Below are 21,492 nucleotides of genomic sequence, written 5' to 3' on the forward strand. Positions count from 1 at the left end.
TCAGCCGACTTTCCCGTTGACTGGATGGTTTTCCCTCAGGAACGACAGCACTTCCGAGGCCGGCACATCCTTGGCGATGAAAGCTTGGCCGATGCCGCGCGTCAGGATGAAGGTCAGCGCGCCGCGCGACACCTTCTTGTCCTGGGTGATGAAGGCCAGCAGCGCCTCGGCGTCGGGCAAATCGCCTGGAATATCGACTATCCGCCAAGGCAGGCCGACGGCGCGCAGATGCGCTTCGACGCGCGCTGCGTCGTCGGGGCTGGCCAGGTTGAGCCGCGACGAGAACCGGTACGCCAGCGCCATGCCGATGGCGACGCCCTCGCCATGGACGAGACGGGCTCCGTCATACCGCGTGGCGGCTTCCAGCGCGTGGCCGAACGTATGGCCGAGATTGAGCAGGGCACGGTCGCCGGTCTCGAACTCGTCGCGGGCAACGACGTCGGCCTTGGCGCGGCAGGCTTCGGCAATCGCCTGCGCCCTCTCCGGCCCGCCGGCAAACACCTTTGCCCAGTTCTCTTCCAGCCAGGCGAAAAACTCCGGCCGGTCGATGAGCCCGTATTTGGCGAGCTCGGCATAGCCGGCGCGGAATTCACGGATCGGCAGCGTGTCGAGCACTCCGGTGTCGGCCAGCACCAGTTTCGGCTGATGGAAGACGCCGACAAGGTTCTTGCCGCGCGCGCTGTTAATGCCGGTCTTGCCGCCGACCGAGGAATCGACCTGCGCCAGCAATGAGGTCGGGATCTGCACGAAATTCATGCCGCGACGCACGATGCCGGCGGCAAAGCCGGCGAGATCGCCGATGACGCCGCCGCCAAGGGCGATGACGATGTCGCCGCGCTCCAGTTTCGCAGCCAGCACACCGTCGACCACCTCTTCGAGACGGGCGAAGCTCTTGGTCTTCTCGCCGGGCGGCAGTGTAATGACCGCCGGCTGGATGCCGCCTGTTTCGAGGCCTGCCTGAAGGGCACAGAGATGCGCAGCCGCGACGTTGGCGTCGGTGATGACGGCGGCGCGCGTGCCCGGCAACCGGCGCGAAATCTCAGCACCGGCGCGCGACAGCAGGCCGGAGCCGATCAGAATGTCGTAGGTCCGGTCTCCAAGGCCGACTTCGACAACAACGGGTGCATCGACGCTCACGATTCCACCTCGCCTGTCGCGGCAGTCTCATCGATGCCGAAATGCCGGCACAGCGCGTCCACCACCTCGGTGGCGATGACCTCCTTGCGGTCGTCGCGGGTCGGCACTGTGACATCGGATGTCGCGTAGACCGGATAACGCTCCCCCATCAGCCGCTCCAGCACGGCGCGCGGGTCAGCACTTTTCAGGAGCGGCCGGTTCTGCTTCTTGGAGACGCGGTCCATCAGGAGGTCGAGTTCGGCCTTCAGCCAGACCGACACGCCGTGCGAGGCGATCGCCTCGCGCGTCTGCGCGTTCATGAAGGCACCGCCGCCTGTCGACAGCACTTGTGGGCCGTTTTCCAGCACGCGCAGGATGACGCGCTGCTCCAGCGCCCTGAATTCCGTCTCGCCATAGCGCTCGAACAGCTCCGGAACGGTCATGCGCGAGACACTTTCGATCTCCTGGTCGCTGTCGATGAACGGAAGCGCCAGCATCGTCGCCACCTTGCGGCCGATCGCCGTCTTGCCGGCGCCCATCAGCCCGACAAAGACGACGGAACGGCTGCCCAGCCGGCCAAGCAGCGCGGCGTGGGTCTCGTCCGGAGGATTTGCTGGCAGCGCGTTCATCGGATGTTTTCCACGGCCCTCTTTGCCGGCGTATCGACATGAAAAGCCCCTTTGCGTCAAGCGTGGCAAGCACCTTGAGCCTGATATGGCTGACCTCTGCATCAGAAGTTGCTAGCGGGCCTCAGCTTCTTCCTTGAATTGGCCGGATTGGCGTCCCATAAGGGGACAGGGTTTGGAAACGCAGAACAAGAAGACGGGCGAATATTGATGCCGACACTGTTTCGCTTTGTCGTTACGCTCGCGATTCTGGCTGGCATTGCCTATGGTACGATGTTCGCACTGGTGATGTTCGTCGAGCCCAAGAAGGGGGAAATGAGCGTGCGCATCCCTCCGGAAAAGCTCAATCCCAAGAAAAGTTGAATGACAAGAAAAGCTGAATGAACAGCGCCGCCCGCATCGAAGCCTTTCTGGAAATGATGAGTGCCGAGCGGGGTGCTGCCGAAAACACGCTTTCCTCCTACCGCCGTGACCTCGAAGACGCCTCAAGCGAGATCGATGGCGGTCTCGCCGGCGCGGCCGCTGCCGATATCCGCGCCTATCTCGACGACATCGCCGCCCGTGGCTTTGCCGCCACGTCGCAGGCGCGCAAACTGTCGGCGATCCGCCAGTTCTTCAAATTCCTCTACGCCGAAGGCCTGCGCGGCGATGACCCGACCGGCACGCTGGACAGCCCGAAAAAGGGCCGTCCGCTGCCCAAGACGATGAGCGAGGCCGACACAGGTAGGCTGATCGACCGCGCGGCACTTGAGGCCGGCGATGCTGCGCTCGGCAACAGTGAATGGCTGGCTTCGCTGCGCCTGCATGCGCTGGTCGAGGTGCTTTATGCCACCGGCCTGCGCGTTTCCGAACTGGTCGGCCTGCCGGTGACGGTGGCGCAGCGCGATGACCGCTTCTTCATGGTGCGCGGCAAGGGCGACAAAGAGCGCATGGTGCCGCTCTCGGCCAAGGCGCGCACAGCGATGAAAAGCTGGCTTGCCGCCCGCGCCAAGGTTCCCGCCTTCGCCGACAGTCCGTTCCTGTTTCCGGCCGCCTCCGACAGCGGCTGTCTCTCGCGTCAGGTCTTCGCGCGCGACCTGAAAGGGCTGGCGGCAAGAGCCGGCATCGCCTCGGCGAAGATCTCGCCGCATGTGCTGCGCCATGCTTTCGCCAGCCATCTCCTGCAGAACGGCGCCGATCTCAGGGCCGTGCAGCAATTGCTCGGCCATGCCGACATATCGACGACACAGATTTATACCCATGTGCTGGAAGAGCGGCTGGTGCGGCTGGTCAACGATCATCATCCGCTTGCCGACTAGACCTCATATCGCTATGTGAGGACGACATTCCACCGCCCGGAGCCTTGTATTCAAGGGTTCCGTCAGCCATTGCCTTCCGACGTATCGGTCCGCTCACGCATGTATAATTACCTCGATTTCGAAAAGCCGGTGCAGGACCTCGAGGGCAAGATCCTCGAGCTGAAGAAGCTTGCCGAGAACGGCGAGGCGGTGGATGTTGGCGACGAGATCAGCCGTCTCGAGAAGCGCTCCCGCGACGCCCTGCGCGACGCCTACAAGGCGCTGACCCCGTGGCAGAAGGTGCAGGTGGCGCGCCATCCCGACAGGCCGCATTGCGTCGACTACATCAAGGGTCTGTTCAACGATTTCACCCCGCTGGCCGGCGACCGCAATTACGGGGAGGACCAGGCGATCGTCGGCGGCTTCGCCCGTTTTCGCGGCGAGCCTGTCGCCATCATCGGCCAGGAAAAGGGTTCCGACACGACCAGCCGGCTGAAGCACAATTTCGGCTCGGTGCGGCCGGAAGGCTACCGCAAGGCGGTGCGGCTGATGGAACTCGCCGACCGCTTCAAGATCCCGCTGCTGACACTGGTGGACACCGCCGGCGCCTATCCCGGCGTCGGTGCCGAGGAGCGTGGCCAGGCGGAAGCCATTGCCCGCTCGACTTCGGCCTGCCTTGGCCTGAAAGTGCCATCGATCTCGGTGGTCATCGGCGAAGGCGGCTCGGGCGGCGCCATCGCGATCGCCACCGCCAACCGCGTCTACATGCTCGAACATTCCATCTACTCGGTGATCTCGCCGGAGGGCGCCGCCTCGATCCTGTGGCGCGACACGACGCGGTCGAAGGACGCGGCGACCAACATGAAGATCACCGCGCAGGACCTTCTGGAGTTGAAGATCATCGACGCCATCATTCCCGAGCCGCTCGGCGGCGCGCATCGTGGCGCCGAAACCGTGATTGCCGCGACCGGCGACCTGATCGCCAGGACGATGAAAGAGTTTGCCGGCGCCAACACCGATTTCCGCGAGCAGCGCCGCGAGAAGTACCTGGCTATGGGCCGCAGTCTCTGACCACGTGCAGCCTTGCCCGCCACAATGTGGCGGCCCGGAGCATTTTTGCCACAAAAATGCCGCTGCATTCGGCTCAATGGAACAGCCGCGAGGGGACGCGTCGACACTTGCGGTAAGGAATTTTCAAGGTTAACGGGCTTAGGGTCCGTCCACGTTCAATGCAGTAGCCGTGGCACGAATTGCCCTGGCGCCAGAGAAAAGACGATATCCGCAGCCATGTTTGTCAAGATTGCCCGCACCGGACTTCTGATCGCCGCTCTCGGCGTTGCCGGCTGCAACAATTCGTCGATGAAGGATTTTGCCCCGGAGGCCAATAAGCCGCTGCCCGACAAGATCCTCGCCGACATGAAGGCCAAGGGCATGGTCCGCACTTCCTCGGTGATGGCCCGCATCTTCAAGGAAGAGGGCAAGCTCGAAATCTGGAAGGCCAAGACCAATGGCCGGTACGACATGGTGGCCAGCTACGACATCTGCAAATGGTCGGGCAAGCTGGGGCCCAAATACACCGAGGGTGACCGCCAGGCGCCGGAAGGCTTCTACACAGTGCGGCCGTCGCAGATGAATCCCCGCTCGAACTACCATCTGTCCTTCAACATCGGCTTTCCCAACGCCTATGACCGCGCCAATGGCCGCACGGGTCAGAACCTGATGGTGCATGGCGCTTGCTCGTCGTCGGGCTGCTATTCGATGACCGATGCGCAGATCGAGCAGATCTATGCCTTTGGCCGCGACGCGTTTCAGGGCGGGCAGACCGAGTTCCAGGTCGAGGCCTTTCCGTTCCGCATGACCGCCGCCAACATGGCGCGCTATCGCAACGACCCGAATTACGAATTCTGGAAGATGCTGAAGGTCGGCTACGACAATTTCGAGATCACCAAGGTTCCGCCGAAGGTCGATGTCTGCGAAAAGCGTTATGTCTTCAACCAGGTTGCCGCTGACGGCCAGACATTCGATCCGACCGGCGCCTGCCCGGCGACGACGCAGCCTGATTCGCTGAAAAGCGCCTACAATTCCTACATGAGCACCTATGACGCGGCTTTCAACGGCGCGGTCAAGGCCAGCGTGCCCCCACCCAAGCCGACCATCGCCGGCATCAAGGAAGCCAGCATCGTCTCCGACTGGTCCAAGCGCCGGGCGCGCGGCGAGCGCGTGCCGATCGACCCGCCGTCGCTCAACAATGACGGCACGGTCACCGAGACGGCGCGCATGGGCCGCATCGATTCGCCGGCAGGCCGCAAGATGGCCGCCCTCGACGCCGAAAAGGCCGCCAAGCAGAAGGCCGAAGAGCAGAGGCTGGCTGCCGTAGAGGCGGCCAAGCAAGCCAAGGAAGCCGCCAAGGCCCAGGCTCTGGCTCAAAAGGAGGCCGAGAAGGCCGCCAAGGAAGCCCCTGTCGCCACCGCGACCATCGTGGCCCCTTCCGAAGCCGCGCCAGTGGCCGAAACGGAGGCGGTAAGCGCCGATGAGAGCCGTGTGACGAAGCTGAAGAACAAGTTGCTCGGCATGTTCGGCGGTTGATTTTCACCCGTGGCTGACCGCGCCGATATCTATGACCTCAAGGGACTGAACTGTCCCTTGCCCGTGCTCAAGGCGAAGAAACGCCTGGCCGGGATGCAAGCGGGCAGCCAGCTGTGGCTCGAAACCACCGATCCGCTGGCCGTGATCGACATTCCGGCATTCTGCTCCGACAGCGGCCACCGTCTGATCGAAACGGCGTCGGTATCAGGCGGCCATCGCTTCCTGGTCGAGCGAGGCGAACAGCAATCGTAGGATTTACCGTCCGGCAATAGCCAGCGGGTTGTTTTCCAGCGCCGCGCGGTCGGGCGTGTCGATCGACGGCCGGTTGGTGAAGGCGGCGAACAGCCTGCGGATATAATCTTCCGGCATGTCGAGCGTGATCAGCACCAGCCGCGTGCCGCGCTGGCCATCGGGCCAGGACGACAATTGCACCGGCGGATGCAGGATCTTCTGCACGCCATGGATCACCAACGGCCGCGACGGGTCTTCCCGGAGCTCGATGACGCCTTTCATCCGCAGCAGGCGCTCGCCATGGGTCGAACGCAGCAGGTCGAGAAACATCTCGATGGCTGAAAACGGCACCGGCCCGTCATGCACCAGCGAATAGGAACGCACCGGCGAATCGTGGCGATGGCCGTGGTCATGGCCATCTTGATGATCATGGTCATGATGATGGTGGTCGTGATCGTGCGCTGCTTCCTCGCCAAGCCAGCGCCGCACGTCGGCGGATTTCGTCGCCGGATTGTAGAGGCCGCAGTCAAACAGCGCCACCACGCCTGTCCCCGTGTCGGCGACATCGAGCAGTTCGGCGCCTGGATTGATCTGCCGCAGGCGTGCCCGCAGTGTTTCCAGTTCGCTGGGATCGGTGGCCAGATCGGCCTTGCTGAGCACGATGCGGTCGGCGACGGCGACCTGCTTGACCGCCTCGACATGGGCATCGAGCGTGGCATTGCCGTTGACTGCATCGACCAGCGTGATGACGCCGTCGAGCCGGAAGGCCTGGACAAGCGCGGGATGCGCCATGATCGACTGCAGCACCGGCGCCGGGTCGGCAAGGCCGGTGGTCTCGACGATGACGCGGGCAAGACGGGCGATACGGCCGGTCTGCAGCCGGTCGACCAGATCGGCCAGCGTATCGACCAGTTCACCGCGCACCGTGCAGCACAGGCAGCCGTCGGAAAGCTGGATGATGCCGTCTGAAGACTGCTCGACCAGCAGATGGTCGATCGCCACCTCGCCGAACTCGTTGATGATGACCGCCGTGTCGGCCAGCGCCGGATCCTTGAGCAGCCGGTTGAGCAGCGTCGTCTTGCCGGCGCCGAGGAAGCCGGTCAGCACCGAGACGGGGATCGGGAAGCCGCTCATCGAACTCTATCTGTCTGTTTGAGCATGATCTTTTTCCGAAAACCGGTGCCCACTTTTCGGGATCATGCTTCTAGTTCGCAACCTTGGCCGGCTGGTCGCCCTGCGCGGCGGAGCCGGCAATCTTCGGACCGGTGCCGGCCGGCGCCGGTCTGTCGGGCCGCCAGCTGGGGATCGGCACGTCGGCGTATTCCTGGCCGCCGTGATCGAGGATGGCCTTCGGCGCCGGACCGGTGGCGCCGCCAAGGCCGACGGCAACCAGCGTCGGCACATGGTCGAGCTTTTCCTGATAGGGCGATTTCGGCACGTCCTTGGCGACGGCCGGCGGCGCTTCGGACTGTTCCTCAGGCGCCTTCTTCTTGCAGACCTCGTCATGCATGTCGTTGGGCGAGACCGTGTCGCCGTAGGGCGCCAGCGTGGTGACAGTGGCCGAACCGGCGGCAGGCGTGTCAAAACCCTGGTCGAGCAATCTCGCGGCGGTCTCGGCACGGGTGACTGCCGACTTCTCGCCAAGCACGACCGCGACCAGCGTGCGCCCGTTGCGGGTCGCCGAACCGATCATGTTGAAGCCTGAGGGGCAGACAAAGCCGGTCTTCATGCCGTCGGCGCCGGGATAGCGGCCGATCAAGAGATTGTAGTTCGGGATCGCCTTCTTGCCGACAGCAAGACCTTCGATCGAAAACCACGGCACATATTGCGGAAATTCACGGCGGATCGCCATCACCAGCACGGCGAGGTCGCGCGCCGTCGTGTACTGGTCCGGCGAATAGAGCCCGTTCGGATTGACGAAATGCGTGCCGTTCATGCCGAGCCGGGTCGCCTCGGCATTCATCCGCTCGGCAAAGGCTGCCTGCGAACCGCCGACATTTTCGCCGACGGCCATGGCGATGTCGTTGGCCGATTTGACCAGCATCATCTTCAGCGCATTGTCGAGCCGCATCACCGAGCCCGGCTTGAAGCCCATCTTGCTTGGCGGCTCGGCGGCGGAGTGTTTCGTCACCTTGATCGGCGAATCAAGCTGCACTTCGCCGGCCGCGATTGCCCGAAAGGTCACATAAGCGGTCATCAGCTTGCTCAGCGACGCCGGATACCAGCGCTTGAACGCATCCTGGTGCTGCAGGATCTTTCCGCCGTTGAGGTCGAACACAACCACCGGATTGGCCAGCGCCGGCCCGGCCACGACCGTCAGCGCCATTGTGCCAGCCGAGAATAGTTTGAAGAAATGCCTGTGCCGCATGATCAAATCCGAAATCGCCTCTTGCCGTAGTCGCCCCTGGCTCCGTAAGATTTCGTTACGCGATCGCCAGCATGATAGGTCCGACCCTCAAAAACCGGACCGCATCGTTGCGGTGCTATTTACTCTATGTGACGCCAACATGGCAAAGTGCCTGGCGATCACAATTGCAAGGCGGATAACACCCGCCTGCCCCAACAGCGAGATGGAACCATCATGCCAATCCTGAACCGTGCCGCCGAAATGCAGGACGAAGTCGCCGGCTGGCGCCAGCATCTGCACCAGACGCCAGAACTGAACTTCGACGTCTTCAAGACCGCTGCCTTCGTCACCGAGAAGCTGAAAGCCTTCGGTTGCGACGATGTGGTCACCGGTCTCGGCAAGACCGGCGTGGTTGGCATCATCCGCGGCCGCCAGGGCGAAGGCCCCACCATCGGCCTGCGCGCCGACATGGACGCTCTGCCGCTCAACGAGACCACCGGAAAGCCTTACGCCTCGACCATTCCCGGCAAGATGCATGCCTGCGGCCATGACGGCCACACGGCGATGCTTTTGGGTGCCGCGAAATATCTCGCCGAGACGCGCAACTTCACCGGCTCCGTGGCGGTGATCTTCCAGCCGGCCGAGGAAGGCGGCGGCGGCGGCAACGAAATGGTCAAGGATGGCATGATGGAGCGTTTCGACATCTCCAAAGTGTTCGGCATGCACAACATGCCGGGCCTGCCTGTCGGCCAGTTCGCCATCCGCCCGGGTCCGATCATGGCGGCGACGGCCGAGTTCACCATCACCGTGCGCGGCAAGGGCGGCCATGCGGCCATGCCGCACGGCACGATCGACCCGATCGTCATCACCAGCCAGCTGGTCGGTGCCTTGCAGACCATCGCCTCGCGCAGCACCGACCCGGTCGAGGCCGTGGTGGTGTCTGTGACCAAGTTCCACGCCGGCGATGCCTACAACATCATTCCGGAAACCGCTGAAATCGCCGGCACCGTGCGCACCTTGCGCAAGGAAATCGCCAAGAAGTCGGAAGAGCGAATCCGCACCATCTGCGACGGGCTGGCGACCGCGTTCGGCGCCAAGATCGAGGTCGACTACCAGGCAAACTACCCCGTGACCTTCAACCACGCGGAAGAGACGGTGTTTGCCAGCGATGTCGCAGCCGGTGTCGCCGGCGACGCCCATGTCCACCGCGGCATCCAGCCGGTGATGGGCGGCGAGGATTTCTCCTACATGCTCGAAGCCCGCCCCGGCGCCTTCATCTTCATCGGCAATGGCGACACCGCCGGTCTCCACAACCCGGCCTACGATTTCAACGACGAGGTCATCCCGCACGGCATGAGCTACTGGGTGAAACTGGCGGAAACCGCCCTGGCCGCCTGATACCTTCAACGCCAAGAGTTGGCCGAATTGCCTTCGGCCAGCCTCTTGGCGAAACGATCCGAAGCGGCTATGTGTCGGGCCGCGTGGTCCCGTAGCTCAGTAGGATAGAGCGGCAGATTCCTAATCTGTAGGTCACAGGTTCGATTCCTGTCGGGATCACCAATGTTTTCAAATACTTGGCGAATTGACGCCGTACTTTTTTGCAGGATTTTTGCGAAATAAGTACGGCGAATTTCGCAGACCTTCAGTCGTTGGGCATGCCTGCCCTAACGACGAAATGGCCGAAATCTGAGATTCAGTCTGAAGAGTTGAGTGTCAGCTTCCGTTTCAGAAGCTTCCGCGCTTTCCGACCTTCGTCGGTATTCAGATTGATCTCACACAAGGACGAAAGGCTCACGACGGCTACACTCCGCGCATGATTCTCAATCTGCTCATCGGCACTGTCGTCATAAGCCTGACGGTCTTGATCCATACCTTTGGTCTGATCGCCATTACACACGCGATGGGACACCTGGTCGCCCGGTTTCGCATGCACGGACGCCGCAGCCGTATCGTCGCGATGGTCAGCGTGGTGATGGGACTCTTTGCCGTCATGACCGCAGAGGTCTGGCTCTGGGCAGGACTATACCGGTTGCTGGATATCTTCGCCGACTTCGAAACCGCACTGTACTTTTCGACCATTACCTTTTCGACCGTCGGCTACGGCGACATCGTGCCCGCCCATGGGTGGCGTGTCCTGGCGGCGCTGGAGGGCGTAAACGGGTTCTTGCTAATCGGCTGGTCGACCGCCTATCTGATCGCGGCAGGCACCCGCATCGGCCCGTTCAAGGCCGGCGAACATTTCTGACGGGAGCCAATGCTCAGACCGCCACCGAATGCCTGGCTTTGCCGGTTTCGAAATATTTGTCGAACTTTGCCGCGATGCTCCTGACAAAGGGCCGGCTTTCCGCCGGCACGACGAAGCGGTCACCGTCAAGTTCAAGCAACCGCGCAGGATCGTGAAGGGCTGTGGAACTCGCTTTGACGAGAAGCCTTTGACCGGCTTCGCCAAAGCGCTCCACCAGATCGATCGCGGAGAAGCCGAAGTCACACATCAGCCGCTCGATGATCCAGCCGCGAACGCGGTCGTCATCGGAAAACGCAATCCCACGGACCGCGGCCAACCCGCCGTCTGCGACCATGCGCCCATACTCGGAGGTCGAAGGCATGTTCTGTGCATAGCCTTGCCGAAATTGGCTGATGGACGATGGGCCGAGGCCGATCAAGGTTTCGCAACGATCCTCGGTGTAGCCCTGAAAATTCCGGTGCAAAGTCCCGGCGCGTGCCGCCAGCGCCAGCGCATCGCCCGGTTTGGCGAAATGGTCGAGCCCGATTGCTTCGTATCCATTGTCCACGATCGCTTGCGCGGCCAGTTGCGACTGGGCAAAGCGCTCCGCGGGACCCGGCAACCAGGCCTCGTCGATCATCGTCTGATGTTTCTTGAACCATGGTACATGCGCGTAGCCAAAAAGCGCGATCCGATCCGGTTCCAGGGTCAGTGCCTGCGTGACCGTGGAGGCAACGCTCTCCCTGGTCTGGTGCGGCAGTCCGTAGAGCAGGTCGAGGTTGACGGATTCGACGCCACGCGAACGAACGCCGTCGACAACCGTCTTGGTCTGCAAGAACGTCTGCTCGCGGTTGATCGCCTTTTGCACCTTCGGATCGAAGTCCTGAACGCCGAGGCTCGCCCTTGTCATGCCGATTTCGGCAAGCGCGTCGAGGCGGGCATCGTCCATATCGTTGGGTTCGATTTCGACACTGATCTTGGCGCCGGGAAGGAACGCGAAGCTGTTGCGCAGGACGGTTCCCAGCGCCACCATGTCCTCCGGTTTGAGCATCGTCGGCGAACCGCCGCCGAAATGGACGGCACGCACGCGGCCCTTTCCTGCGACAAGACTGGCGACCGTTGCGATCTCGGCATGCAGTGACCGCAGATATGTGGTCACCGGTTCGTAGTGGCGTGTCTGCTTGGTATGGCAGGCACAGAACCAGCAGAGCTTGTCGCAGTAGGGGATGTGAAGATAGAGCGAGATCTCGGCACCCTCGTCGAGCGCCTGCAGCCAGTCACGACAAACGGCAGCGTCAACGCTTGCATTAAAATGCGGCGCCGTCGGGTAGCTCGTGTAGCGCGGCACGTTCTCACCAAGTCTGGCAACTAATTCTGGCCGCATGTTTCTATCCGCTCCGCCTTGCATGGCACGACATTGGTCCCATTGGACGTCGGCAGCCTTGATTTCGGTCAAAGCCATCCACGGACAAACTGCCGCAAGGATTTTCCTGCCGCCGATGCTATCTTGCCGGCATTTGGGTCCTCGGACGATCATGATGACAGTGCGTCAGGATGTTCACAGCACCGGCATTCCCGTGCTTTGCCAATCGTGCGAAGCACGCCACCGTGGCGTCTGCGGCGCGCTCGATCCCGATCAATTGGTCGGGCTCGCCAAGACCTCATCGAAGCACACGATCGAATCGGGGGCAGAACTAATCGGCGACGCCGAGACCGTCGATAGCTATTCGAACGTGCTTTCCGGCGTGGTGAAGCTGACAAAGAGTCTTTCCGACGGGCGCCAGCAGATTGTCGGGCTTCAGTTCGCCCCCGATTTTCTGGGGCGTCCATTCAAGGTGGAAAGCGCGATCAACGCGGAAGCGGCAACGGCCGTCTCGCTGTGTTCGTTTCCAAGGGCGTCCATCGAAAGGATGATGAGGCAATCGCCGGACCTCGAGCATCGCCTGCTCAAGCAGACACTGAACGAACTCGACGAAGCCCGCGACTGGATGGTCACGCTGGGACGCAAGACCGCCGCTGAAAAAGTGGCGAGTTTTCTGCTGATGATCGCCAGAAACATCGATCCCACGCTCGATCCAGCCACCAATGCGACGAGCTTCGAGCTACCGCTCACGCGTGCCGACATCGCCGATTTCCTCGGCCTGACGATCGAGACGGTGAGCCGCCAGTTGACCCGGCTGCGGACAGACGGCGTGATCCAGATCGACAACAACCGCCATGTGACTGTGGACAGCCTTGCTCGGTTGGCGAGCCGCTCCGGCGCCTAGTCTCGGTCGACGATCCCGATCATCGGCAGGACATGCTCGCGTTCAAACGCGATGTGCCGGCGCAAGTTCTCGAACAGGCCGCGCAACATGAAACCGATGGCTTCGGGGTTCCCGACCGTCTCGCCATGACCGATGGCCAGCAGAATTTCGGTCACCTCACCGGCAAAGCATTCGTCTTCCACATGTTCGGCCCGCAATCGCCGGGTTGAGGCAAGGTTCGCATTGCTGCCGGCCCCAGCGTCCTCGTAAGCAGGAAAGATGACCGCCTCTTCGTATTGATGAATGTTGCGCAGCAGCGGAACGATCGCGTTGGCCGCGCCGAGGCACTTCATTCGATCGACGCTGGGCAAGGCGTCCGCGATTCTTTCCAGGGCGTCGCAGAGCTGCAGCTTTTCCCTGTGCGCGCGCTTCATCACGGCCGGGACCACTTCCCTGCTGGATCGATCAGTTGCTGCGGGGTTTTCATCGCCTGCTTTGAGCAGCGACGATCCCGGCCCATTCTTCCGGCTCAACGGTGGCCTCCGTTCATGTGCAAGAGCACGCTGCCCAATCAGATGGGGTTGAGCTTTGACATGGATCAAGGCGGCGACAACGCGGCTGCTGAATTGGTGTCCCACGTGGATCGGCGTCCGCGCATCGGAATCCGAGGTCGGGGATATCTCATGAAGTTCGGCACAGAAATCGTCGCTTTGAGCCTTTTCACATTTGCGGCCCTGGTGGCCGCGGGCTTCGGCATGGACGAGGCATTTCGACAGCACATGTGGGTGCTGTTTTTTGTGTTGCTCGGTTTTGTCGGCATCCTCATCCGCAACACGAGCTTCGAAGCTGCCGCTCCGATCGACCCATCCGCTTACATGGATGGTCCAATCCGCTACGGCGCCATCGCCACCATGTTCTGGGGTGTCGTCGGTATGCTGGTCGGCGTGGTCATCGCCTTGCAGCTCGCCTACCCCGATCTCAACATCCAGCCCTGGTTCAACTTCGGCCGTTTGCGGCCACTACATACGTCGGGCGTCGTCTTCGCTTTCGGCGGCAACGCATTGCTTTGCACGTCACTATACGTCGTGCAACGCACCTGCCGCGCGCGGCTGTTCGGCGGCGATCTCGCCTGGTTCGTGTTCTGGGGTTACCAGCTTTTCATCGTCATGGCCGCGACCGGCTATCTGCTCGGCATCACCGAGAGCCGGGAATACGCCGAACCCGAATGGTATGTGGACATCTGGCTGACCATCGTCTGGGTCGCCTATCTGATCCTGTTCCTGGGCACGATCTTCAAACGCAAGGAACCGCACATCTACGTCGCCAACTGGTTTTATCTCTCCTTCATCGTGACCATCGCGATGCTGCATGTGATCAACAACCTGTCGATGCCGGCCTCGTTCCTGGGCTCCAAGAGTTACTCCGCCTTTTCCGGGGTCCAGGACGCCCTGACGCAGTGGTGGTATGGCCACAACGCCGTCGGCTTCTTCCTGACCGCCGGCTTCCTCGGCATGATGTATTACTTCGTGCCCAAGCAGGCGAACCGGCCAGTCTACTCCTATCGGCTGTCGATCATCCATTTCTGGGCGATCATCTTTCTCTACATCTGGGCCGGGCCGCATCACCTGCACTACACCGCCCTGCCCGATTGGGCACAGACGCTCGGCATGGTGTTCTCGATCATGCTGTGGATGCCGTCATGGGGCGGCATGATCAACGGCCTGATGACGCTGTCCGGCGCCTGGGACAAGCTCCGCACAGATCCCATCATCCGCATGATGGTTATGGCCATCGCCTTCTACGGCATGTCGACCTTCGAAGGTCCGATGATGTCGATCAAGGCGGTCAATTCGCTGTCGCATTATACTGACTGGACCATTGGCCACGTGCACTCCGGCGCACTCGGCTGGGTCGGCATGATCTCGTTCGGCGCAATCTACTTCATGGTGCCGAAGCTCTGGAACCGTGAACGGCTCTACTCGCTGAGGCTCGTCACCTGGCACTTCTGGCTGGCGACACTCGGCATCGTCGTCTACGCCGCCGTCATGTGGGTGTCCGGCGTCATGCAGGGCCTGATGTGGCGAGAATACGACGAGCAGGGCTTCCTGGTCTATTCCTTCGCCGAAACCGTCGCCGCCATGCACCCCTACTATGTCATGCGCGCCATCGGCGGAGCCATGTATCTCTCGGGCGCCCTGATCATGGCCTGGAACATCGCCATGACCATCCTCGGATACCAGCGCGAGGAGGAGCCGATGCCGGGCTCCGTTCCCGCCCTTCAGCCTGCCGAATAAGGAGCCAGAAAATGGGCTTGATGGACAGACACGCACTGATCGAGAAGAACGCTACGCTTCTTCTCGTCGGCTCCCTCCTTGTGGTGACCGTCGGCGGCATCGTCGAGATCGCACCGCTCTTCTATCTCGACAACACGATCGAGAAGGTGGAAGGCATGCGGCCCTATTCGCCGCTCGAACTTGTCGGGCGCAATATCTATGTGCGCGAGGGCTGCTACCTCTGCCACAGCCAGATGATCAGGCCGTTCCGCGACGAAGTCGAGCGCTACGGCCACTACAGTCTGGCTGCCGAGTCGATGTACGATCATCCTTTCCAGTGGGGATCGAAGCGCACCGGGCCGGACCTCGCCCGAGTAGGTGACCGCTATTCGAATGCATGGCACGTCGCGCATCTTTCCGATCCACGTTCCGTGGTGCCGGAATCGATCATGCCGAGCTATGCCTTCCTGAAAGACGCGCCGATCGAGGTGAAGGATTTCTCGACGCATCTGGTCGCCAACCGGCGTGTCAGTGTCCCCTACGACGACGACATGATCGCGCACGCAAATGCTGATTTGATGGCGCAGGCCGACCCCAACGCCGACACATCCGGCCTCGAAGCCCGCTACCCCAAAGCCAAGATCGGCGACTTCGACGGCAACCCGCAACAGGTCACCGAGATGGATGCCCTCGTCGCCTATCTGCAGATGCTCGGGACGCTGGTCGATTTCAAGAACTACGACGAAGCCGCCGGTTTCCGCTGAGGAGTTTTATCCATGGATTACAATCTGATGCGAGAATTCGCGGACAGCTGGGGTCTGGTCGCCATGGCCCTTTTCTTTGTCGCCGCAATTGCATTCGCGCTCCGCCCCGGCAGCCGCAAGCTGGCCGATGAAGCTGCCCGGATTCCCCTTGAGGACGAGTGATCATGAGCGACGAGCATCTCGATGAAATCTCTGGCATCTCGACCACCGGCCACGAATGGGATGGCATCCGGGAGCTGAACAACCCGCTTCCGCGCTGGTGGGTCATCACGTTTTACATCACCATTGTCTGGGCGATCGGCTACACCATCGCCTATCCGGCATGGCCGCTGCTGCACTCGGCAACAAAAGGTGTGCTCGGCTATTCCAGCCGCAACGAAGTCAGGAACGAGTTGACTGCGGCTGAAGCCGCCAAGGGCAAATATATCTCGGCGGTCGAGTCCAAGAGCGTCTCGGAGATCGCCGCGGACGATGGCTTGCGCGAATTCGCAATCGCCGCCGGTGGCGCCGCTTTCAAGGTCAATTGCGTCCAATGCCATGGCTCCGGCGCCCAGGGTTCCAAGGGCTTTCCCAACCTCAATGACGACGACTGGCTTTGGGGCGGCAAAGCCGAGCAGATCCAGCAGACGATCACGCATGGCATCCGCTTCGCCTCCGATCCGGATACGCGCTTGTCGGAAATGCCCGCCTTTGGCGACATCATCACCGCCGACCAGATCGCTCAGGTGAGCGCCTACGTCGCCAGCCTGTCGGGAAAGGTCCAGAATGCCGGCCTCATCGAGCCTGGCGCCAAGGTCTTTGCCGAGAATTGCGTCGCCTGTCACGGTGCCAACGCAAAAGGCAACAAGGAGCTCGGCGCCCCAGATCTGACCGATGCGATCTGGCTCTATGGATCCGGCGAAGCAGCCATCGCCGCGCAGGTCCGTGCGCCGAAACAGGGCGTCATGCCGGCCTGGGGCGCACGCCTGGGCGAGACCAAGGTCAAGGAACTCGCCGTCTACATCCATTCGCTTGGTGGTGGGGAATAGGAAGCGGGGACCTGTTCCCGGCCCTTCGCCAGCCAAGCGACGAGGCCCGGCCATGCCGGGCCTCGACCTGTATTCGGCACCGGCGATTGACTTGCATCAACGCGCCAGCCCCCGCCCCGCGGCAAGACTTGCCCACGCTGACAGCCTAGGCATGGGCAGATTGTCGCCTGCGCGAGTGGAGATGCATGTGCTGGACAATACGCAGGTAGAGCGGCTCGAAGCCGAAGCGGTCAACTCCGCCAAAGTGCGCCAGCCGATGTATGCCGCGCGCAAGAAGATATTCCCGAAACGGACAACGGGAAGCTTTCGCCGGTTCAAGTGGCTGGTGATGGCGATCACACTCGGCATCTACTACCTGATCCCGTGGTTGCGATGGGACCGTGGCCCGTTTGCCCCGGACCAGGCCGTGCTGCTCGATCTCGCCAACCGGCGCTTCTACTTCTTCTTCATCGAGATCTGGCCGCAGGAATTCTATTATGTGGCCGGCCTTTTGATCATGGCCGGCGTCGGTCTTTTCCTGATCACGTCGACAGTTGGCCGGGCTTGGTGCGGCTATACATGTCCGCAGACCGTATGGGTCGATTTGTTTCTGGTCGTCGAGCGCGCCATCGAGGGTGATCGCAACGCACGCATGAGACTCGATGCCGGCCCCTGGACCGCCCGCAAGCTTGCGCTGCGGGTATCGAAGCACGCCATCTGGCTGGTCATAGGGGCTGCGACCGGCGGCGCTTGGGTCTTCTATTTTGCCGATGCGCCGACGCTGGTTGGCGAACTCTTCACCGGCACCGCGGCACCCGTCGCCTACATCACTGTCGCCGTGCTGACGGCGACGACCTATACGTTTGGCGGGCTGATGCGCGAGCAGGTCTGCACCTATATGTGCCCATGGCCGCGCATCCAGGCAGCGATGCTCGACGAAAATTCGCTCACCGTCACCTATAATGACTGGCGCGGCGAACCGCGTTCGCGTCATGCGAAGAAGGTGCAAGCTGCAGGGCAGTCCGTCGGCGATTGCGTCGACTGCAATGCCTGTGTCGCGGTCTGCCCGATGGGGATCGACATTCGCGATGGCCAGCAACTCGAATGCATCACCTGCGCGCTTTGCATCGACGCCTGCGACGGCGTCATGGACAAGCTCGGCAGGGAGCGTGGACTGATTTCCTACGCGACGCTCTCCGATTACAACGCCAACATGATGCTGGCGACCGCGGGCGGCTCCAGTTCAGTCAACCCGTCGCTGGTCAGGACCGCTGATGGCCTGTTTTCCGACAAGGTGGCGCATTTCCATATTCGCAAGATCTTCCGGCCACGCACTTACGTCTACATGGGTATGTGGTCGTTGATCGGCCTGGGTCTGCTCTATTCGCTGCTGACGCGCGATCGGCTCGAAGTCAACGTGCTGCATGACCGCAACCCACAATTCGTCACCCTGTCCGACGGCTCCATCCGCAACGGCTACACCGTCAAGCTGCTCAACATGATCCCCGAGCCAAGGACCATTGTTGTCACGATGCAAGGCTTGCAAGGGGGCGAAATGAGCGTGGTCGGGGACGACGTAAAGGCGGGCCGCTCCTTCGCCATCCCGGTCGAGCCCGATCGCCTGAAAATGCTGAAGGTCTTCGTACGCCAGCCGGCCGACCAAATCCATGGCGCAGCGCAAACCTTCACGTTCCGTGTCGAGGACAAGTCGAGCTTCGAGGCGGACGAATACACCGCCACCTTCAACGCGCCGGAGACTGCCAGATGAGCGCCAGAACTCAAAAAACCCGCGAATTCACAGGCAGGCACATGCTGTTCACCATCCTTGCCTTCTTCGGCGTGGTCATCGCGGTCAATCTGACCATGGCCACGCTCGCCAACACGAGCTGGACCGGCCTTGTCGTCGAAAACACCTATGTGGCTAGCCAGCAATTCAACAAGAAGGCCGAGGAGGGTCGCGCGCAGGCAGCACTTGGCTGGACCGGCAAGCTGACCATCGCATGGGGCGAGGTCCGCTATGGCCTCACCGATGCCGCCGGCAAGCCGGTTCCCCTGCATGGCGTCAAGGTGCTGTTTCGACATCCCGCATACGAGAAAGAGGACAAGTCCGTCACGCTCGCCCACGCCTCCGGCGAGGAATTCGCCGCGCAGCACATGCCGAAGGATGGCGTCTGGATTATCGAAGTCGACGCCGATGCCGGTCTGGATGAACCCTACCGCGACGTCCGCAGGATCATGATTTCCAATGGATCACTGCAATGAGTTGTTGTGCACCGGGCGCTGAAATGGCGCTGGATCTCGTCAGCACCACTTCGGTCCTACCGTCTAGCCAGGAGATCAGGCTGGCAAGCCGATCGCTTGGCGATGATCTTCGCCAGACCGACCTTTCAGTGCCGACGGTTCATTGTGCGGCCTGCATCCAAGCGATCGAGACAGCGCTGGCAAAGCTCGACAACGTCGAGGGTGCTCGCGTCAACCTGTCGACGAAACGGGTCGCGGTCAGGTGGCGAGGCGACCAGGTTCCACCGTTCGTCGCTGTTTTGGGGCGACTGGGCTACGAGGCTCATCTGTTCGACCCGGAGGTCGGCAACAAGGACAAGACGCTTTCAGAGTTGATCCGCGCCGTCGCTGTCTCCGGCTTTGCGGCGGGCAACATCATGCTGCTTTCGGTCTCGGTCTGGTCCGGCGCTGAAGGCGCGACCCGCGACCTGTTTCATTGGGTCTCGGCGCTGATCGCCATTCCTGCCCTCGCCTTCGCCGGCGGCATCTTCTTCCGCTCGGCTTGGAACGCGCTGCGCCACGGTCGCATGAACATGGACGTGCCGATCGCAGTTGGCGTTTCGCTGGCCTACGCCATGAGCCTCTACGAGACGATCAACCATGGCGACCACGCCTATTTCGACGCGTCGGTATCGCTGCTGTTCTTCCTGCTGATCGGCCGCACGCTCGACCACGTGATGCGAGAGCGTGCGCGGACCGCCATAAAAGGGCTCTCACAGCTGGCCGCACGTGGCGCCATGGTGCTGCGCGGCGACGGCGCGCGCGACTATCTGCCGGTTGGCGAGATCGAACCGGGAATGCAGCTGCTCGTCGCAGCCGGCGAAAGGATTCCCGTCGACGGCAAGATCATTCATGGGGCGACGGATCTGGACTACTCGCTGGTCTCCGGCGAGAGCACGCCCAGAAACGTGGCGCCTGGTGAAACCGTGCAGGCCGGTGTACTCAATCTTACCGGCTCGCTGACGATCGAGGCGACAGCTGCCGCGAAAGATTCGTTCCTGGCGGAAATGGTTCGCCTGATGGAGGCCGCGGAGGGCGGTCGCGCGCACTATCGCCGGATCGCCGATCGCGTTTCAGCGCTCTATGCTCCAGTGGTTCATCTAACCGCTTTAGCGACATTCCTTGGCTGGATGGCGGCGACCGGCGACTGGCACCGGGCGATCACAATAGCCATTGCCGTTCTCATCATCACATGCCCATGCGCGCTCGGCCTTGCCGTGCCGATCGTTCAGGTGGTCGCGGCGCGGCGCCTGTTCGAGAACGGCATCATGGTCAAGGATGGTTCGGCCATGGAGCGCCTGGCGACAATTGACACAGCGGTGTTCGACAAGACCGGAACGCTAACGCTCGGGCAGCCCCGGCTGGTCAATGCGGCGTCGATCGATCCGGGCATGCTGGCAATCGCCGCAGACATGGCCGCGCATTCCCGCCACCCATTTTCAAAGGCCATAGCCGGCTTTGCCGCTCTTGGCAGGCAACACAAATTCGATGCCGTCAACGAGCACCCGGGATTTGGAATCGAGGCCACTGATGCCGGAAGCACCTGGCGGCTGGGCCGACGCGGATGGGCTGGATGGAAGGCTCGGACCGGTGGCGAAGGCAAACATGGCTATGGCGGAACGGTCCTGACAAAGGATGGGTTCATTGTCGCCACGTTCGATTTTGAGGATGCGCTGCGTGCGGGCGCCAGGGCGGCGATCGAGCAATTGAACGACGCCGGAGTGTCGGTGGAAATGCTATCGGGCGATACAGCCGGCGCCTGCGGCGAAGTTGCAGAAATGCTGGGTGTCGACGACTTCGTTCCGTGCCTGCTGCCGTCCGGCAAGGTCGAGCGCATCGAGACCATGACGAAAGACGGACACAAGGTTCTGATGGTTGGCGACGGCCTGAACGACACGCCCGCACTGAGCGCGGCGCATGTCTCGATCGCACCGGCCACCGCCGCCGACATTGGCCGCAATGCGGCCGACTTCGTATTCCTGCGCGAAAGCCTTCTGGCAGTGCCTCTCGCGCTGGACGTCTCGCGCAAGGCGGGAAATCTGATCCGCCAGAACATCGCGATTGCGATCGTCTACAATGCCGTCGCCGTGCCGATCGCCATCCTGGGGCACGTCACGCCATTGATAGCGGCGATCGCCATGTCCGCCTCATCGCTCCTTGTCATTGGGAACGCGCTAAGATTGCAGACTTCCATGCCAAATTCACCGGCGAAAAATGTGCGGCGCGACAGGCGTTCCAACATCACCAAATTGGCCCAATCCTCATGACAACCCTTGCCTACCTCATACCTGTGGCCCTCTTCCTTGGTGCGCTTGGCCTGGGGGGCTTCCTGTGGGCTTTGAAGAGTGGCCAGTACGAAGATCTGGACGGCGCCGCCGAGCGGATCCTTATCGATCGGGAAGATAAGCTCGGCCGCTAGCCAAGCGCTGGCAAAATAACCGGACCACGACATTCTCCGCCTTGACTATGACGCGCTGGATCGATGTGTTCGAGGCTCTAGCATTCCCAAAATTAA

General features: G+C 61.9%; 22 protein-coding genes and 1 tRNA gene. 17 read left to right on the forward strand and 6 right to left on the reverse strand.

The window, feature by feature from the left end:
* Nucleotides 1–1,137 (reverse strand): 3-dehydroquinate synthase, encoded by a 1,137-nt coding sequence (aroB, locus tag ASD99_RS12895; RefSeq protein ID WP_057143875.1) that lies wholly within the window; start codon nt 1,135–1,137, stop codon nt 1–3.
* On the reverse strand, nt 1,134–1,745 hold the full coding sequence (locus ASD99_RS12900; protein ID WP_057143876.1) for a shikimate kinase: 612 nt from the start codon (nt 1,743–1,745) through the stop codon (nt 1,134–1,136). The genes aroB and ASD99_RS12900 overlap by 4 nt, the downstream gene beginning before the upstream one ends.
* Nucleotides 1,746–1,952: 207 nt before the next feature.
* Here ASD99_RS12900 and ASD99_RS12905 point away from each other — a divergent pair, with 207 nt between their 5' ends.
* The 5 genes from ASD99_RS12905 to ASD99_RS12925 all read left to right on the forward strand — a co-directional run bounded on the left by ASD99_RS12905 (nt 1,953) and on the right by ASD99_RS12925 (nt 5,857).
* Complete coding sequence (locus tag ASD99_RS12905) at nt 1,953–2,105, forward strand: hypothetical protein (RefSeq protein ID WP_056583734.1); 153 nt, start codon at nt 1,953–1,955, stop codon at nt 2,103–2,105.
* A 17-nt stretch (nt 2,106–2,122) separates the two neighbouring features.
* Nucleotides 2,123–3,040 carry a site-specific tyrosine recombinase XerD gene (locus tag ASD99_RS12910; protein ID WP_057143877.1) on the forward strand — a complete coding sequence of 306 codons (918 nt, stop codon included), beginning with the start codon at nt 2,123–2,125 and terminating at the stop codon, nt 3,038–3,040.
* A gap of 99 nt (nt 3,041–3,139) precedes the next feature.
* Entirely contained in the window at nt 3,140–4,090 is a 951-nt protein-coding gene (locus tag ASD99_RS12915) for an acetyl-CoA carboxylase carboxyltransferase subunit alpha (protein ID WP_056583741.1), read from the forward strand.
* 216 nt (nt 4,091–4,306) lie between these two features.
* Nucleotides 4,307–5,605: a L,D-transpeptidase family protein gene (locus ASD99_RS12920; protein WP_057143878.1), complete on the forward strand. Its 1,299-nt coding sequence runs from the start codon at nt 4,307–4,309 to the stop codon at nt 5,603–5,605.
* A 9-nt stretch (nt 5,606–5,614) separates the two neighbouring features.
* Nucleotides 5,615–5,857 carry a sulfurtransferase TusA family protein gene (locus tag ASD99_RS12925; protein WP_056583747.1) on the forward strand — a complete coding sequence of 81 codons (243 nt, stop codon included), beginning with the start codon at nt 5,615–5,617 and terminating at the stop codon, nt 5,855–5,857.
* Between the two features lie 3 nt (nt 5,858–5,860).
* On the opposite strand, the gene ASD99_RS12930 is transcribed toward ASD99_RS12925, so the two are convergent.
* Nucleotides 5,861–6,970: a CobW family GTP-binding protein gene (locus ASD99_RS12930; protein ID WP_057143879.1), complete on the reverse strand. Its 1,110-nt coding sequence runs from the start codon at nt 6,968–6,970 to the stop codon at nt 5,861–5,863.
* Nucleotides 6,971–7,040: 70 nt separating this feature from the next.
* On the reverse strand, nt 7,041–8,204 hold the full coding sequence (locus tag ASD99_RS12935) for a D-alanyl-D-alanine carboxypeptidase family protein (protein WP_056583915.1): 1,164 nt from the start codon (nt 8,202–8,204) through the stop codon (nt 7,041–7,043).
* 213 nt (nt 8,205–8,417) lie between these two features.
* Between ASD99_RS12935 and ASD99_RS12940 the strand changes: the two genes are divergently transcribed.
* The 3 genes from ASD99_RS12940 (at nt 8,418) to ASD99_RS12950 (ending at nt 10,428) form a co-directional block, all read left to right on the forward strand.
* Nucleotides 8,418–9,581 carry a M20 aminoacylase family protein gene (locus ASD99_RS12940; protein WP_056583754.1) on the forward strand — a complete coding sequence of 388 codons (1,164 nt, stop codon included), beginning with the start codon at nt 8,418–8,420 and terminating at the stop codon, nt 9,579–9,581.
* Nucleotides 9,582–9,666: 85 nt separating this feature from the next.
* Nucleotides 9,667–9,743: transfer RNA gene (locus ASD99_RS12945), tRNA-Arg, on the forward strand.
* 253 nt (nt 9,744–9,996) lie between these two features.
* Nucleotides 9,997–10,428, forward strand: coding sequence for a potassium channel family protein (locus ASD99_RS12950; RefSeq protein WP_056583756.1), 432 nt, complete (start codon nt 9,997–9,999; stop codon nt 10,426–10,428).
* Nucleotides 10,429–10,441: 13 nt separating this feature from the next.
* Here the strand turns inward: ASD99_RS12950 and hemN are convergent, their stop codons facing one another.
* Complete coding sequence (gene hemN / locus ASD99_RS12955) at nt 10,442–11,791, reverse strand: oxygen-independent coproporphyrinogen III oxidase (protein WP_056583919.1); 1,350 nt, start codon at nt 11,789–11,791, stop codon at nt 10,442–10,444.
* A 154-nt stretch (nt 11,792–11,945) separates the two neighbouring features.
* Here hemN and ASD99_RS12960 point away from each other — a divergent pair, with 154 nt between their 5' ends.
* Nucleotides 11,946–12,674 carry a Crp/Fnr family transcriptional regulator gene (locus tag ASD99_RS12960; protein ID WP_056583759.1) on the forward strand — a complete coding sequence of 243 codons (729 nt, stop codon included), beginning with the start codon at nt 11,946–11,948 and terminating at the stop codon, nt 12,672–12,674.
* On the opposite strand, the gene ASD99_RS12965 is transcribed toward ASD99_RS12960, so the two are convergent.
* Nucleotides 12,671–13,087 carry a hemerythrin domain-containing protein gene (locus ASD99_RS12965; protein ID WP_056583760.1) on the reverse strand — a complete coding sequence of 139 codons (417 nt, stop codon included), beginning with the start codon at nt 13,085–13,087 and terminating at the stop codon, nt 12,671–12,673. The genes ASD99_RS12960 and ASD99_RS12965 overlap by 4 nt on opposite strands.
* A gap of 249 nt (nt 13,088–13,336) precedes the next feature.
* On the opposite strand from ASD99_RS12965, the gene ccoN reads away from it, so the two are divergent.
* From ccoN to ccoS, 8 genes are all read left to right on the forward strand, one after another.
* Nucleotides 13,337–14,947, forward strand: coding sequence for a cytochrome-c oxidase, cbb3-type subunit I (ccoN, locus tag ASD99_RS12970; RefSeq protein WP_057143880.1), 1,611 nt, complete (start codon nt 13,337–13,339; stop codon nt 14,945–14,947).
* A gap of 11 nt (nt 14,948–14,958) precedes the next feature.
* On the forward strand, nt 14,959–15,690 hold the full coding sequence (gene ccoO / locus ASD99_RS12975; RefSeq protein ID WP_056583763.1) for a cytochrome-c oxidase, cbb3-type subunit II: 732 nt from the start codon (nt 14,959–14,961) through the stop codon (nt 15,688–15,690).
* A gap of 12 nt (nt 15,691–15,702) precedes the next feature.
* The gene (locus ASD99_RS12980; RefSeq protein WP_056583765.1) at nt 15,703–15,852 is read left to right on the forward strand and encodes a CcoQ/FixQ family Cbb3-type cytochrome c oxidase assembly chaperone; all 150 of its coding nucleotides are present in this window, start codon (nt 15,703–15,705) and stop codon (nt 15,850–15,852) included.
* Nucleotides 15,853–15,854: 2 nt separating this feature from the next.
* A complete protein-coding gene (gene ccoP / locus ASD99_RS12985) occupies nt 15,855–16,718 on the forward strand; it encodes a cytochrome-c oxidase, cbb3-type subunit III (RefSeq protein ID WP_056583768.1) in 864 nt (287 codons plus the stop codon).
* Between the two features lie 181 nt (nt 16,719–16,899).
* Entirely contained in the window at nt 16,900–18,465 is a 1,566-nt protein-coding gene (gene ccoG, locus ASD99_RS12990; protein WP_082583261.1) for a cytochrome c oxidase accessory protein CcoG, read from the forward strand.
* Nucleotides 18,462–18,959, forward strand: a complete 498-nt coding sequence (locus tag ASD99_RS12995) for a FixH family protein (protein WP_056583771.1) — start codon at nt 18,462–18,464, stop codon at nt 18,957–18,959. The genes ccoG and ASD99_RS12995 overlap by 4 nt, the downstream gene beginning before the upstream one ends.
* Nucleotides 18,956–21,244, forward strand: a complete 2,289-nt coding sequence (locus tag ASD99_RS13000) for a cation-translocating P-type ATPase (RefSeq protein ID WP_057143881.1) — start codon at nt 18,956–18,958, stop codon at nt 21,242–21,244. Before ASD99_RS12995 ends, ASD99_RS13000 begins: the two co-directional genes overlap by 4 nt.
* A complete protein-coding gene (gene ccoS / locus ASD99_RS13005) occupies nt 21,241–21,396 on the forward strand; it encodes a cbb3-type cytochrome oxidase assembly protein CcoS (RefSeq protein WP_057143882.1) in 156 nt (51 codons plus the stop codon). Before ASD99_RS13000 ends, ccoS begins: the two co-directional genes overlap by 4 nt.
* The last annotated feature ends 96 nt before the right edge of the window (nt 21,397–21,492 follow it).

It is taken from the genome of Mesorhizobium sp. Root695, from assembly GCF_001428185.1.
Lineage (GTDB): Bacteria > Pseudomonadota > Alphaproteobacteria > Rhizobiales > Rhizobiaceae > Mesorhizobium.

Coding starts and splice junctions, on each gene's coding strand:
- ASD99_RS12900 (WP_057143876.1), bottom strand. CDS start 1,745: ATGAACGCGCTGCCAGCAAATCCTCCGGACGAGACCCACGCCGCGCTG.
- ASD99_RS12905 (WP_056583734.1), top strand. CDS start 1,953: ATGCCGACACTGTTTCGCTTTGTCGTTACGCTCGCGATTCTGGCTGGC.
- ASD99_RS12910 (WP_057143877.1), top strand. CDS start 2,123: ATGAACAGCGCCGCCCGCATCGAAGCCTTTCTGGAAATGATGAGTGCC.
- ASD99_RS12915 (WP_056583741.1), top strand. CDS start 3,140: ATGTATAATTACCTCGATTTCGAAAAGCCGGTGCAGGACCTCGAGGGC.
- ASD99_RS12920 (WP_057143878.1), top strand. CDS start 4,307: ATGTTTGTCAAGATTGCCCGCACCGGACTTCTGATCGCCGCTCTCGGC.
- ASD99_RS12930 (WP_057143879.1), bottom strand. CDS start 6,970: ATGAGCGGCTTCCCGATCCCCGTCTCGGTGCTGACCGGCTTCCTCGGC.
- ASD99_RS12935 (WP_056583915.1), bottom strand. CDS start 8,204: ATGCGGCACAGGCATTTCTTCAAACTATTCTCGGCTGGCACAATGGCG.
- ASD99_RS12940 (WP_056583754.1), top strand. CDS start 8,418: ATGCCAATCCTGAACCGTGCCGCCGAAATGCAGGACGAAGTCGCCGGC.
- ASD99_RS12950 (WP_056583756.1), top strand. CDS start 9,997: ATGATTCTCAATCTGCTCATCGGCACTGTCGTCATAAGCCTGACGGTC.
- hemN (WP_056583919.1), bottom strand. CDS start 11,791: ATGCGGCCAGAATTAGTTGCCAGACTTGGTGAGAACGTGCCGCGCTAC.
- ASD99_RS12960 (WP_056583759.1), top strand. CDS start 11,946: ATGACAGTGCGTCAGGATGTTCACAGCACCGGCATTCCCGTGCTTTGC.
- ASD99_RS12965 (WP_056583760.1), bottom strand. CDS start 13,087: ATGAAGCGCGCGCACAGGGAAAAGCTGCAGCTCTGCGACGCCCTGGAA.
- ccoN (WP_057143880.1), top strand. CDS start 13,337: ATGAAGTTCGGCACAGAAATCGTCGCTTTGAGCCTTTTCACATTTGCG.
- ccoO (WP_056583763.1), top strand. CDS start 14,959: ATGGGCTTGATGGACAGACACGCACTGATCGAGAAGAACGCTACGCTT.
- ASD99_RS12980 (WP_056583765.1), top strand. CDS start 15,703: ATGGATTACAATCTGATGCGAGAATTCGCGGACAGCTGGGGTCTGGTC.
- ccoP (WP_056583768.1), top strand. CDS start 15,855: ATGAGCGACGAGCATCTCGATGAAATCTCTGGCATCTCGACCACCGGC.
- ccoG (WP_082583261.1), top strand. CDS start 16,900: ATGCATGTGCTGGACAATACGCAGGTAGAGCGGCTCGAAGCCGAAGCG.
- ASD99_RS12995 (WP_056583771.1), top strand. CDS start 18,462: ATGAGCGCCAGAACTCAAAAAACCCGCGAATTCACAGGCAGGCACATG.
- ASD99_RS13000 (WP_057143881.1), top strand. CDS start 18,956: ATGAGTTGTTGTGCACCGGGCGCTGAAATGGCGCTGGATCTCGTCAGC.
- ccoS (WP_057143882.1), top strand. CDS start 21,241: ATGACAACCCTTGCCTACCTCATACCTGTGGCCCTCTTCCTTGGTGCG.